This is a genomic window from Pseudomonas chlororaphis subsp. piscium (assembly GCF_003850345.1).
Lineage (GTDB): Bacteria > Pseudomonadota > Gammaproteobacteria > Pseudomonadales > Pseudomonadaceae > Aquipseudomonas > Aquipseudomonas piscium.
Map to the genome: position 1 here is coordinate 5,836,127 of NZ_CP027707.1, position 12,631 is coordinate 5,848,757.

Below are 12,631 nucleotides of genomic sequence, written 5' to 3' on the forward strand. Positions count from 1 at the left end.
TTCTACCTCAGCTTCAGGGTGGCAAGGCCGATCAGCACGAGAATCACGGTGATGATCCAGAAACGGACGATCACACGCGGCTCGGGCCAGCCCTTGAGTTCAAAGTGGTGGTGAATCGGCGCCATGCGGAATACACGACGACCGGTCAACTTGAAGGAAGCAACCTGAATGACCACCGACAGGGTTTCCATCACGAACACGCCGCCCATGATGAACAGGACGATTTCCTGGCGAACGATCACCGCGATGGTGCCCAGGGCCGCGCCCAGCGCCAGCGCGCCGACGTCGCCCATGAAGACTTGTGCCGGATAGGTGTTGAACCACAAGAAACCCAGCCCGGCGCCGATCAGCGCGCCGCAGAACACGATCAGCTCACCCGCGCCCGGAACGTAAGGAATCAGCAGGTATTCAGCGAACTTCACGTTACCCGACAGGTAGCAGAAGATGCCCAGGGCACCGCCTACCATCACGGTCGGCATAATCGCCAGGCCGTCGAGGCCGTCGGTCAGGTTGACCGCGTTGCTGGAGCCGACGATCACGAAATAGGTCAGGACCACGAAGCCGATGCCCAGCGGAATGCTGACATCCTTGAGCATGGGGATCAGCAAGGTGGTTTCGACCGGGGTTTGCGCGGTGACGTACAGGAAGATCGCCGCGCCCAGGCCAAATACCGACTGCCAGAAGTACTTCCAGCGGCTAGGCAGGCCACGGGAGTTCTTCTCGATCACCTTGCGATAGTCATCGACCCAGCCGATGGCGCCGAACAGCAGGGTGACCAGCAACACCACCCACACATACCGGTTGCTCAGGTCAGCCCACAGCAGGGTGCTGATACCGATTGCCGAAAGGATCAGCGCGCCGCCCATGGTCGGGGTGCCCGACTTGGAGAGGTGCGATTGCGGACCATCATTACGCACGGCCTGGCCGATCTGACGGGTCTGCAAAGTGCGGATCATCCACGGCCCCAGCCACAAGGACAGCACCAGTGCAGTCAGTACCCCGAGAATCCCGCGCAGGGTCAGGTACTGAAAGACCGCGAAGCCTTTGTAGAACTGTTGCAGGTACTCCGCTAGCAGCAGCAGCATCAATGTTTCTCCGTGCTGGAACCACACAAAGCCGCGACGATGTTTTCCATCACCGCGCTGCGCGATCCCTTGATCAAAATAGTGGTGTTTGTATCTTGCTCGGCGCCCAGGGCTGCGATCAGCTCGGCCTGGCTGGCGAAGTGTCGGGCGTGCTCACCAAAGGCGGCGACCGCGTGGGCCATCATCGGGCCCACGGCGTAGAGCGCCGACACCTTGCCGGCGGCATAAGCACCCACTTCGCGGTGCCCCTGCTCCGCCCAATCGCCCAACTCGCCGATATCTCCGAGCACCAGGACGGTGCGGCCGGAAAAGCCGGCGAGTATATCAACGGCCGCGCACATTGACGTGGGGTTCGCGTTGTAGGTGTCGTCGATTACCCGCATGCCGTTTTTCGCCAACTGGGCGACGGTGCGGCCCTTGACCGGCTGCACCGCGTTGAGCCCGGTGGCGATGCCGAACAGCGACACGCCCAGGGCATGAGCGGCAGCGGCGGCGGCCAGGGCATTGGCCACGTTATGGGTGCCCAGCAGGTTCAACTGGATCCACTCGGAGCCGTTGCCAGCGTGCAGGGTGAAGTTCGGGCAGCCACGGGCATCGCGCTGGATATCCGAGGCGTAAAAGTCGGCGGCATTGTTGGTCAGGGCAAAACTCAGCACCTGACGGCCAGCGGCGCGGGCTTTCCAGATCGGGAAGGCCTTGTCGTCGAGATTGAGTACGGCGATACCGGAAGCATCCAGCCCTTCAAGGATCTCGCCCTTGGCCTCGACGATTTTTTCCGGCCCACCAAACTCGCCAACATGGGCGGTACCGGCGTTATTGATGATGGCGACCTGCGGCTTGGTCATCGCCACGGTGTAGGCAATTTCGCCGATGCGCGAAGCCCCCAGCTCGATCACGGCCGCGGTGTGCTCCGGGGCCAGTTCCAGCAGGGTCAAGGGTGCGCCCAGGTCGTTGTTCAGATTGCCGCGCGTGGCAAGCACCGGCCCGCGCGTACGCAGGATGCTGGCCAGCATTTCCTTGACCGTGGTCTTGCCGCTGGAGCCGGTGATTGCCGCGACAGGTTTGGTAAAAGCGGCACGATTCAACGCCCCCAGTTGGCCAAGTGCCTGCCGGGTATCGCTGACCAGCAACTGCGGCAGCGTACTGTCTGGCACTTCGCGTTCGACCAAGGCTCCGACGGCGCCTTTGGCGGCGACTTCATTCAGGTAGTCATGCCCGTCGAAACGCGGGCCGGCCAGGGCAATAAAGAGTTGGCCCGGCTTGATCGCCCGGCTGTCGATGCTCACGCCATCGAAACTGCAATCGCCAGCCAGCAGGCGACCCGCCAGCGGTCCGCTCAGTTCACTGAGTTTCAGGGCCTTAAGCATGGGCCACCTCCCACGCGGTCAGCGCCCGATCGGCTTCCACCAGGTCGGAGAAGTCGAGGCGTACGCCGTTGATTTCCTGATAGTCCTCGTGGCCTTTACCGGCCAGGACAATGACGTCATCTGCCGAAGCACCGGCGACCAGTTGGGCGATGGCCAGGCCGCGACCGGAAACGAATTCGACCTTGTCCACTGCACTGAAACCGGCACGAATGTCGTCGAAAATCTGCGCCGGATCTTCCGTACGCGGGTTGTCGTCGGTAACCAGCACACCGTCGGCCAGGCGCTCGACCACTTCCGCCATCAGCGGACGCTTGCCGCGATCGCGATCGCCGCCGCAGCCGAACAGGCACAGCAAACGGCCCTTGGCGTGGGGACGCAGGGCCAGCAATACTTTTTCCAGGGCGTCCGGGGTATGGGCGTAATCGACCACCACCAGCGGTTGCGAACCGCCGCCCAGGCGCTGCATGCGACCGGCCGGACCTTCCAGTTTCGGCAGCACGTGAAGGATTTCGTCGAGGGCGTAATCCAGGCCAAGCAAGGCGCCGACAGCGGCCAGCACGTTGCTCAGGTTGAAACGGCCGAGCAAGGTGCTGCGCAGATGATGTTCGCCCTGCGGAGTCACCAGGGTCGCACGCACGCCTTCGTCGTCGAATTGCGCTTCGCGGCAGTACAGATAGGCCCGCGGATCCTCGAGGCTGTAGGTAATCAGCCGCGAATCCTGTTCGTCACTGGCCAACAGCCGACCGAACTCATCGTCGAGGTTGATGACTCGGCAACCCAGGTCGGTCCAACCGAACAGCTTGGCCTTGGTGGAGCCGTAGGCTTCCATGGTGCCGTGATAATCCAGATGGTCACGCGACAGGTTGGTCAGCACCGCCACATCGAAGGCCAGAGCACTGACCCGCCCCTGGTCGAGACCATGGGACGACACTTCCATCGCCACGGCCTTGGCACCGGCCTTTTTCAGGTCGGCCAGGGTGGCCTGCACGGCAATCGGGTTCGGCGTGGTGTGCATCCCGCTTTGCAGCGCGCCATAAAAACCGCTGCCGAGGGTGCCGACAATGCCGCAATGCTGGCCCAGCAGGTCGAGCGCTTGCGCCACCAACTGGGTCACGCTGGTCTTACCGTTGGTACCGGTCACGCCAATCAGGTTGAGGTTGCAACTCGGATCGCCGTAAAAACGCCCGGCGATATCCGACAACTGCGCCGCCAGGCCTTTGACCGGAATCAGCGGCACGTCGGTAATCGGCAGGACGGTCGCGCCTTCGACTTCATAAGCCACGGCAGCCGCACCGCGCTGCAAGGCATCGGCGATGTGCGCACGGCCATCGAACTTGCCGCCAGGCACCGCGAGAAACAAATCGCCGGCGCGCACATTGCGGCTGTCCAGGGTCAGTTCGCGAATCAGCAGATCACGACCAGCGTGGGCGAAAATCTTGTTCAGGCTAAGAGACATCAGCCGCGCCCTCCTTTAGCTGGTGCCGCATTGGCTTGTTGGGTAGGTGGCAGGTTGTCCGGCGAGATATTCATCAGACGCAGGGTGCCGGACATCACTTTGCTGAACACCGGTGCCGATACCAGGCCACCGAAGTAGCCGGCCTTGCTCGGCTCGTCGATCACCACGACTATGGCGTAGCGCGGATCGCTCATCGGGCCGAAACCGGCGAACAGCGAACGGTAGGAGTTCTCGGCATAACCCTTGGTGCCGACCGAAGTCTTGCGTGCGGTACCACTCTTGCCGGCCACGTGATACGCCGGCACCTGGGCACGGAACACGCCGCGCGGAGCCTCGATCACCTGCTGCAACATGCCTTGCATGGTCTTGGCGACCTTTTCCGGAATCACTTGGGTGGTTTCCGGGGTCTTGTCGGTTTTGATCAGAGTCAGCGGTGCGATGCGACCGTTGTTGGCCAGTGCCGAGAAGGCGTGAACCAACTGGATCGCCGTCACCGAGATGCCGTAGCCGTACGACAGCGTGGCCGTCTCGGCCTTGCGCCATTCACGGTAGTTCGGCAGGTTGCCGACACGTTCGCCAGGAAAACCGAGACCGGTGTCCTGGCCGAGGCCGATTTTCTGGGCCAGGCGGAAGATGGCTTCGCCGCCGATGTCGAAGGCGATCTTGCTCATGCCGACGTTACTGGAATTGATCAGAATCCCGGTCAGGTCAAGCACCGCGCCTTCGCTCTTGGATACGTCGCGAATGGTGTATTTGCCGATCTGCAGCGTGCCTGGATAAACCTCGACGGTGTCGCTCGGTTTCCAGCGGCCGGTTTCCAGCGCCGCGCTCATGGAGATGGCTTTCATGGTCGAACCCGGCTCGAACACGTCGATCATGGCGCGGTTGCGCATCATCGCCGGTTGCAGGTTGCGACGGTTGTTCGGGTTGTAGGTCGGCTGGTTGACCATGGCCAGGATCTCGCCGGTCTTCACGTCCATGATGACCAGGCTGCCGGCCTTGGCGCCGTTCTCGACGATGGCATTGCGCAATTCGCGGTTGGCCAGGTATTGCAGGCGCAGGTCAATCGACAACGCCAAGGGCTTGCCGGCCTTGGCGTTTTTGGTGACCTGGACATCTTTGATCAGTCTGCCGCGCCGGTCCTTGATGACCTGACGCTTGCCCGGCACCCCGGCCAGCCACTCGTCATAGGCCAGCTCGACCCCCTCGCGACCGCGGTCGTCGATGTCGGTAAAGCCGACCATGTGCGCGGTCACTTCGCCGGCCGGGTAGAAACGCCGGAACTCTTCGATGCCATAAACCCCCGGCACCTTGAGATCGAGAACCTGCTGGCCCTGCTCGGGCGTCAGGCCGCGCACCAGGTAGATGAACTCTTTATTGGCTTGAGCTTCAAGGCGCTCGGCCAGCGCTTTGGGATCTTGTCCCAAGGCAGCAGCCAATGCTGGCCACTTGTCCTTGGCCAGTTGCATTTCCTTGGCGTTGGCCCACAGGGTGGTCACCGGCGTACTGACGGCCAGTGGCTCGCCGTTACGGTCGGTGATCAGGCCACGGTGAGCCGGGATCGGAATATGCCGAACGCTACGCGCATCGCCCTGCCCCTTGAGGAAGTCGCGATCGACCACCTGCAGATCGATGATGCGCCAGGCAATCGCCGCCACCATGATGCCGAGCAAACCCAGCACCAGGCGGAACCGCCAGGGAAAGAGTGCGCCTTCAAGCTTCATCATGGCGCCACCATCTGGACTTCCGCCGCACCGGGAATACGCATTTTCAGCTGTTCGGTGGCCAGCACTTCGATCCGGCTATGGGCGGTCCAAGTGCTTTGTTCGAGAATCAGCCGGCCCCACTCCGCTTGCGCCTTGTCGCGCACACTCAACTCGCCGTACAGCGTGTTGAGCAGCTGACGATTCCAGTGGGCGCTGTAGGACACCGCAATCGCGGACACAAGAACGCCGATGAACAGCAGAAGCATGAAAAAGCTTCCGCCTGGAAGTGGCTTGGCGAAGAGCTTGCTCACCGCAGCTTCTCCGCAACGCGCATGACAGCACTCCGGGCACGCGGGTTGGCTTTGAGCTCGGCATCGGAGGCCGTCTGCGCTTTGCCATGGACTTTGATTTTCGGCTCGAAAGCCACGTGGCGCACCGGCAGATTGCGAGGCAGGTTGTCCGCCTCGCCCTTCACCAGCTTGCGCATGAACAATTTGACGATGCGATCTTCCAGGGAATGGAAGCTGATCACCACCAGGCGACCGCCCACTTCGAGAGATTCCAGCGCCGCTTCGAGGCCGGCCTCGAGATCGCCCAGCTCGTTGTTGACGTGAATGCGCAACCCCTGGAATGCGCGGGTAGCCGGGTTCTTGCCCTTTTCCCACGCCGGGTTGGCGACTTTCAAGACTTCCGCCAGGTCGGCGGTGCGCTCGAACGGCTTGATGTCGCGGCGCTCAGCCACGGCGCGAGCCATGCGACCGGAGAAACGCTCTTCGCCGTATTCCTTGAACACACGGGCGATTTCTTCCACCGGCGCGGTGTTGACGAACTCCGCCGCGCTGATGCCGCGGGACGGGTCCATGCGCATGTCCAGAGGACCATCATTGAGAAAACTGAAGCCGCGCTCAGGGTCGTCGAGCTGCGGCGAGGACACGCCCAGGTCAAGCAACACGCCGCTGACCTTGCCATCCAGGCCACGCTCGGCCACTTCCGAACCCAGCTCGGCAAAGCTGCGCTGCACAACGACAAAGCGGCCGTCTTCGGCCGCTAGCGCTTGCCCGGTGGCAATCGCTTGAGGATCTTTGTCGAATCCGAGCAGCCGGCCATCCGGCCCGAGCTTGCTGAGGATCAGACGACTATGACCGCCGCGACCGAAGGTGCCATCCAGATAGCAGCCATCAGGACGTACGGCGAGAGCCTCGACGGCTTCGTCAAGCAGTACGGTGATGTGGTTAAAGCCGCTATCAATAGTCACAGGATCAAATCACGCAGTTCATCAGGCATGGCGCCCGGTTGTTGAATAGCTGCCAGGTCCGCTGCGGAAACAGCATTCCAGGCATCCTCGTCCCACAGTTGGAACTTGTTCAGTTGGCCTACCAACATCGCGCGCTTATCCAATTTGGCGTATTCGCGCAGACGCGGCGGAACCAGAAAACGACCACTGCCATCGAGCTCGAGGTCGACGGCATTACCAATCAGCAAACGCTGCAAGCGACGGTTTTCTTCCCGTAGCGAAGGCAGGGCACGCAGCTTGGTTTCAATAATTTCCCACTCATCGAGGGGGTAGACACACAAACACGGATCAACGGCATCAATAGTGACGATAAGTTGCCCGGAACTACGCGAAACGAGCTCGTCACGGTACCGGCTCGGCATGGCGAGACGGCCCTTTGCGTCGAGACTGATAGCGTTAGCTCCGCGAAACACGTCAGCGTTTCTCCAAATTTTAGCGTTTTACGTCAAAAAAACCCACTTCATGCCACTTTCCGCCACTTGCGCACACTATAGGAATGCGCCCACCACACCGTCAAGGCACGGAGCGACGGAAAAGCCTTATAGAACGGAGATTTAGGAGACTAAAAGGAGGGGTAACGGGAATTTGGCGAGGGATTTGACGCAATAACTTCAATCAGCTCAAGAAGCTGTATCGCGAAGTTAAAGTAATTTGTTAAGAGTAAGATCTTTTCGGTATTACAAAAGCGCTTCTGCTATTGATTCAAGCAGGGAGGGAAAAGGTGGAGAGTCGATCTGTAAGCCGGGTTCTGTCGAGGACAGTCATTCCTCTACGATGGCCATCACTGGACATCTTTAGCAACCTACCCGGTTCCAGCGCGGGCCACGCCTTGGAACCCTATTTGGTCTTGCTCCGAGTGGGGTTTACCTAGCCACGAACTGTTGCCAGACGTGCGGTGCGCTCTTACCGCACCTTTTCACCCTTACCGGCACCGAAGTACTTAGGCGGTTATTTTCTGTGGCACTTTCCGTAGGCTCGCGCCTCCCAGGCATTACCTGGCACTCCGCCCTATGGAGCCCGGACTTTCCTCCCCCCTCTAATTTTCATAGAGGGCAGCGACTGTCCAATCGACTCTCCGCCGCGCAGGTTAACGGCAGAGCGGCGGAAGAACAAGTGATAAAAGCCTTTTGCCATTCCGCCGATCGCGTTTACTCGCCTTTCTGTTTATCCAGCGCCACCTGATAGAGAACATTCTTGCGCACGCCGGTAATTTCCGCCGCCAATGCCGCAGCCCGCTTGAGTGGCATCTCCTTGAGCAGCAGGTCGAGAACCCGCATCACCTCACCGCTCACGGTCTCATCACTTTCCGGTGCCGACCATCCCGCCACCAGCACCACACATTCGCCGCGCTGCTGATTGCTGTCCGCCTCGACGAAAGCCCGCAACTCCGAAAGCGGCAGCCCCTTGAGGGTTTCAAAGGTCTTGGTCAGCTCCCGAGCCAACAATGCCGGACGCTCGCCACCGAACACCAATTCCATATCCTGCAGGCACTCGAGAATGCGGTGTGGCGCCTCATAGAAAATCAGCGTGCGCGGTTCTTCCTTTAATAGCTCAAGACGCCCGCGCCGCCCCACCGCCTTGGCCGGCAGAAAACCCTCGAAGATAAAACGATCGGAAGGCAACCCTGCCGCCGACAAGGCGGCAATCAGAGCGCAGGCTCCAGGAACCGGAACGACATTGATACCCACCGCCCGCGCCTGACGCACCAGGTGGTAACCCGGATCGGAGATCAACGGTGTGCCCGCGTCGGAAATCAGCGCAACGCTGTCTCCTGCCAACAGACGCGTGAGAAAGCGACTGCCTTCATCCCGTTCGTTATGCTCATGGCAGGCGGCCAGCGGCGTGGAAATCCCGAAGTGTTGCATCAAGCGTTGCGAGTGGCGCGTGTCCTCGGCGGCGATCAACGCCACCTCACGCAAGATCTTCAAGGCCCGGGCACTGATGTCGTCCAGGTTGCCGATGGGCGTCGCCACCACATAAAGCGAGCCAGCAGCGGAATTCAAAGGACCTGGAGCAGTCAAAGCGCACACCTCTTGATCGGTAAAAGCGACATTGTAGCGCGTAGAAGCCTCCGGAATGCGCGTCACAGGCACCTTGTGCCCGTGACAACGCCAGCCGTTCTAAAGCACTGCAACATTTGCACGACCTAAAATAGACGGTTTATTGCCAGTAACATCGCGCCCCGGCCAGTGCTTGGGTACAATTCCACGCTAATTTGATCGAGTATCAGGAACACTACATGATCGCTTGCCTGCGGCTGTTCTCTGCCTTATGCCTTGCTGCCCTCCTGGCAGCTTGCGCCAGCTCGCCCTCCTCCAGCCTTGGCGAACTTCCACGGACCCCGGATGCCAGCATCGAGCAACTGCTCGAACAGGCCGCCAACAGCAAAACACCCGACAAGGCAGCCCTGCTGCGCTTGAGCGCTGCCGACCTGGCCTACCGCCAGGGCAACGCCGGCCAGGCCGCGCAAATCCTGCAACAAGTGCCGATGGAGCAACTCAAGCCCGGCCAGCAGGTTTTCGCCAGCACCCTGGCCGCCGAACTGGCCATGACTCGCAACCAGCCAAAGGCCGCTTTGACTGCCCTGAGCCACCCAAGCCTGCAACGCCTGAGCGAACTGCCGGAAGGCCAGCAGATCCGCACCGGCACTGTCCACGCTCGTGCTCTCGAGGCCGACGGCCAGGCCCTCGCCGCGGCGCGGGAACGCATTTTCATTGCGCCACTGCTCAAGGACGACGCCGCGAGCAAGAACCATGAAGCCATCTGGGCATTGATTGCCAGCTTGCCGAGCGATCAACTGCAAGCCGTCAGCAACGATGACCTGGGCGGCTGGATGAGCCTGGCGCTGGCGGTGAAGACTGCCGGCACCCTGGAACAACAGCAGGCCGCCATCGACAACTGGCGCGCACAGAACCCCAAGCATCCGGCCGCCATCCAGCTGCCGCTGCCACTGACCAAACTCAAGGAACTGGCCAGCCAGCCGCTGTCCAAGATCGCCCTGCTGTTGCCGCAGGACGGCCCATTGGCCACGGTCTCCAAGGCCCTGCGCGACGGCTTCATGGCCGCGCACTATCAAGCCCAGCAAGCCGGGCAGAAACCACCCAGCATCGAGTTCTACGACAGCTCGCGCCTGACTTCGCTGGATGACTTCTATCGCAAGGCCCAGGCAGATGGCGTGCAACTGGTCGTCGGCCCCCTGGAAAAACCGCTGGTCAAACAGCTCGCCGCCCGCCCGCAACTGCCTATCACCACCCTGGCACTGAACTACAGCGAAGGTGAACAAGGCCCTGCGCAACTGTTCCAGTTCGGCCTGGCCGCTGAAGACGAAGCTCGCGAAGTCTCCCGCCGCGCCCGCGCCGACGGCCTGCACCGGGCCGCTGTCCTGGTGCCACGCGGCGAATGGGGTGATCGTGTGCTCAAGGCTTTCCGTCAGGACTGGGAAAGCAACGGCGGCAGCGTAGTCGGTATCGAACGCGTCGATCAGCCGGTAGCCCTGGCCCAACAGATTGCCGACCTGTTCCAACTGCGCCAGAGCGAAGCCCGCGCCAAGAGCCTGCAGAACGCCGCCGGCACTCAGGTGGCCGCACAACCTTCGCGTCGCCAGGACATCGAATTCATTTTCCTGGCCTCCACTCCGCAACAGGCACAGCAGATCAAGCCGACCCTGAACTTTCAGTACGCCGGTGACGTACCTGTCTATGCCACCTCCCATGTCTTCAGCGCCAGCGGCGACCAGAACCAGTACAACGACATGAACGGCGTACGTTTCTGCGAAACGCCTTGGCTGCTGGACGCCAATGACCCGCTGCGTCGCCAGGTCGCCGCGCAGTGGCCACAAGCCGGTGGCAGCCTGGGCCGACTGTATGCGATGGGCGCCGACGCCTACCGACTGGCGCCACGCCTGGGGCAACTCAAGGCACTGCCGGACAGCCGCATCGAAGGCCTGTCGGGCAGCCTGACCATGAGCCCGAGCCAACGCGTTCAACGCCAGTTGCCGTGGGCCGAGTTCGTCAGCGGCCAGATCACTCGCCTGCCTGACACCCAGCGTTAATGCCACAGCGATCACGCCAGCAAAGCGGTCAGGATGCCGAAGCCCAAGCGCTCCGGCATCTTGAACAACAGGGGCTGCGCCTGCTGGCGCAGAACTGGTTGTGCAAACGCGGCGAGCTTGATCTGGTCATGCTTGACGGCGATACAGTAGTATTCGTCGAAGTCCGCTACAGACAACACACGCAATGGGGTGGCGCACTGGGCAGTATCGACGCACGCAAGCGTCAGAAACTGATACTCGCCGCACAGTTTTTCCTGCAGCGCGAGTCGCGCTGGTCCAACCACCCTTGCCGTTTCGATGTGGTCGCCATAGACAGCGCCCCAGGCACGACAACTCATTTGAACTGGCTACGGAATGCCTTTGAAAGCTGATCGACGCTCTCGGGCCGAGCCGGACATTTTCACTCAACATTTTTGCTCTTTGCTTTGCGGGCAGCACATTCACGTGCCAGAAAGCCGCGCCACTTAAGGTCACACAGATGGACATGCAATCCCGAATTCGCCAGCTTTTTCAGGCCAGTATCGACACCAAGCAGCAGGCGATGGACGTACTTGCACCGCACATCGAGCAAGCCAGCCAGGTCATGGTCAACGCCCTGCTCAACGAAGGGAAAATGCTTTCCTGCGGCAACGGCGGCTCGGCCGGCGATGCCCAGCACTTTTCTTCCGAGCTGCTCAACCGTTTCGAGCGCGAGCGCCCGAGCCTGCCAGCCATTGCGTTGACCACCGATAGCTCGACGATCACCTCGATCGCCAACGACTACAGCTACAACGAAGTCTTTTCCAAGCAGATTCGCGCCCTGGGCCAGCCCGGCGACGTCCTGCTGGCGATTTCCACCAGCGGCAACTCGGCGAACATTATTCAAGCGATCCAGGCCGCACATGATCGCGAAATGATTGTCGTAGCATTGACCGGTCGCGATGGCGGCGGCATGGCATCCCTGCTATTGCCGGAAGATGTCGAGATTCGCGTACCGGCCAATGTCACTGCACGTATCCAGGAAGTCCACCTGCTGGCGATCCACTGCCTCTGCGACTTGATCGACAGCCAACTGTTCGGGAGTGAAGAATGACCCCTAATCGCCTTGGCCTACTGGCCCTGACCCTAGCCTTGAGCATCAGCGGTTGCAGCTCGGTGATTACCGCCACCCGTGAAAGCCCGATCGAAGATGACCGCGGCACCCGCACCTTCGGCAGCAAGATCGATGACTCGCTGATCCAGACCAAAGTCGAAGTGAACGTGGCCAAGGCCAGTCCGGACCTGGACCACAATTCGCACATCGTGGTGACCAGCTTCAACGGCATCGTCCTGCTGGCCGGCCAGACCCCGCGCGCCGACCTCAAGACACTCGCCGAACAGGCCGCCAGCACCGTGCAACGAGTGAAGAAGGTCCATAACGAACTGCAGGTTCTGCCGCCCTCTTCCCTGCTGGCCCGGCAGAACGATGCCTGGCTGACCACCAAGATCAAAACCCAGATGCTGACCGATGCCAGTATTCCAGGCTCACGCATCAAGGTCGTGACGGAAAACGGCATCGTCTACCTGCTGGGCCTGCTGACCCAACAGGAAGCCACCCAGGCGACCAACCTGGTACAGGGCGTTTCCGGCGTGCAGAAAATCGTCAAACTGTTCGAATACATCGACTGATGTAGACGAAAGGTACGGGCACAAA

General features: G+C 61.1%; 12 protein-coding genes and 1 other RNA gene. 4 read left to right on the forward strand and 9 right to left on the reverse strand.

Features of this window, described 5'->3' with window-relative positions; genetic code table 11:
- Positions 1 to 2: 2 nt before the first annotated feature.
- From mraY to rsmI, 9 genes are all read right to left on the reverse strand, one after another.
- The gene (mraY, locus tag C4K38_RS26345; protein ID WP_007928475.1) at positions 3 to 1,085 is read right to left on the reverse strand and encodes a phospho-N-acetylmuramoyl-pentapeptide-transferase; all 1,083 of its coding nucleotides are present in this window, start codon (positions 1,083 to 1,085) and stop codon (positions 3 to 5) included.
- Complete coding sequence (locus C4K38_RS26350) at positions 1,085 to 2,452, reverse strand: UDP-N-acetylmuramoyl-tripeptide--D-alanyl-D-alanine ligase (RefSeq protein WP_053280803.1); 1,368 nt, start codon at positions 2,450 to 2,452, stop codon at positions 1,085 to 1,087. Before C4K38_RS26350 ends, mraY begins: the two co-directional genes overlap by 1 nt.
- Positions 2,445 to 3,908 carry a UDP-N-acetylmuramoyl-L-alanyl-D-glutamate--2,6-diaminopimelate ligase gene (locus C4K38_RS26355; protein ID WP_053280804.1) on the reverse strand — a complete coding sequence of 488 codons (1,464 nt, stop codon included), beginning with the start codon at positions 3,906 to 3,908 and terminating at the stop codon, positions 2,445 to 2,447. Before C4K38_RS26355 ends, C4K38_RS26350 begins: the two co-directional genes overlap by 8 nt.
- On the reverse strand, positions 3,908 to 5,632 hold the full coding sequence (locus C4K38_RS26360) for a peptidoglycan D,D-transpeptidase FtsI family protein (RefSeq protein ID WP_016703540.1): 1,725 nt from the start codon (positions 5,630 to 5,632) through the stop codon (positions 3,908 to 3,910). The genes C4K38_RS26355 and C4K38_RS26360 overlap by 1 nt, the downstream gene beginning before the upstream one ends.
- The gene (ftsL, locus tag C4K38_RS26365; protein WP_009050721.1) at positions 5,632 to 5,925 is read right to left on the reverse strand and encodes a cell division protein FtsL; all 294 of its coding nucleotides are present in this window, start codon (positions 5,923 to 5,925) and stop codon (positions 5,632 to 5,634) included. The genes C4K38_RS26360 and ftsL overlap by 1 nt, the downstream gene beginning before the upstream one ends.
- The gene (gene rsmH, locus C4K38_RS26370) at positions 5,922 to 6,869 is read right to left on the reverse strand and encodes a 16S rRNA (cytosine(1402)-N(4))-methyltransferase RsmH (protein ID WP_053280805.1); all 948 of its coding nucleotides are present in this window, start codon (positions 6,867 to 6,869) and stop codon (positions 5,922 to 5,924) included. The genes ftsL and rsmH overlap by 4 nt, the downstream gene beginning before the upstream one ends.
- Complete coding sequence (gene mraZ, locus C4K38_RS26375) at positions 6,866 to 7,321, reverse strand: division/cell wall cluster transcriptional repressor MraZ (RefSeq protein WP_003205355.1); 456 nt, start codon at positions 7,319 to 7,321, stop codon at positions 6,866 to 6,868. Before mraZ ends, rsmH begins: the two co-directional genes overlap by 4 nt.
- Positions 7,322 to 7,629: 308 nt before the next feature.
- Positions 7,630 to 7,983: RNase P RNA component class A (gene rnpB, locus C4K38_RS26380), an RNA gene on the reverse strand.
- 73 nt (positions 7,984 to 8,056) lie between these two features.
- Positions 8,057 to 8,911 (reverse strand): 16S rRNA (cytidine(1402)-2'-O)-methyltransferase, encoded by an 855-nt coding sequence (rsmI, locus tag C4K38_RS26385; RefSeq protein WP_172833191.1) that lies wholly within the window; start codon positions 8,909 to 8,911, stop codon positions 8,057 to 8,059.
- Positions 8,912 to 9,147: 236 nt separating this feature from the next.
- Here rsmI and C4K38_RS26390 point away from each other — a divergent pair, with 236 nt between their 5' ends.
- The 4 genes from C4K38_RS26390 (at position 9,148) to C4K38_RS26405 (ending at position 12,606) form a co-directional block, all read left to right on the forward strand.
- The gene (locus tag C4K38_RS26390; RefSeq protein WP_053280807.1) at positions 9,148 to 10,959 is read left to right on the forward strand and encodes a penicillin-binding protein activator; all 1,812 of its coding nucleotides are present in this window, start codon (positions 9,148 to 9,150) and stop codon (positions 10,957 to 10,959) included.
- Entirely contained in the window at positions 10,959 to 11,330 is a 372-nt protein-coding gene (locus tag C4K38_RS26395; protein WP_007928464.1) for a YraN family protein, read from the forward strand. Before C4K38_RS26390 ends, C4K38_RS26395 begins: the two co-directional genes overlap by 1 nt.
- A 107-nt stretch (positions 11,331 to 11,437) precedes the next feature.
- A complete protein-coding gene (locus C4K38_RS26400; protein WP_007928463.1) occupies positions 11,438 to 12,031 on the forward strand; it encodes a phosphoheptose isomerase in 594 nt (197 codons plus the stop codon).
- Entirely contained in the window at positions 12,028 to 12,606 is a 579-nt protein-coding gene (locus C4K38_RS26405; protein WP_053280808.1) for a BON domain-containing protein, read from the forward strand. The genes C4K38_RS26400 and C4K38_RS26405 overlap by 4 nt, the downstream gene beginning before the upstream one ends.
- The last annotated feature ends 25 nt before the right edge of the window (positions 12,607 to 12,631 follow it).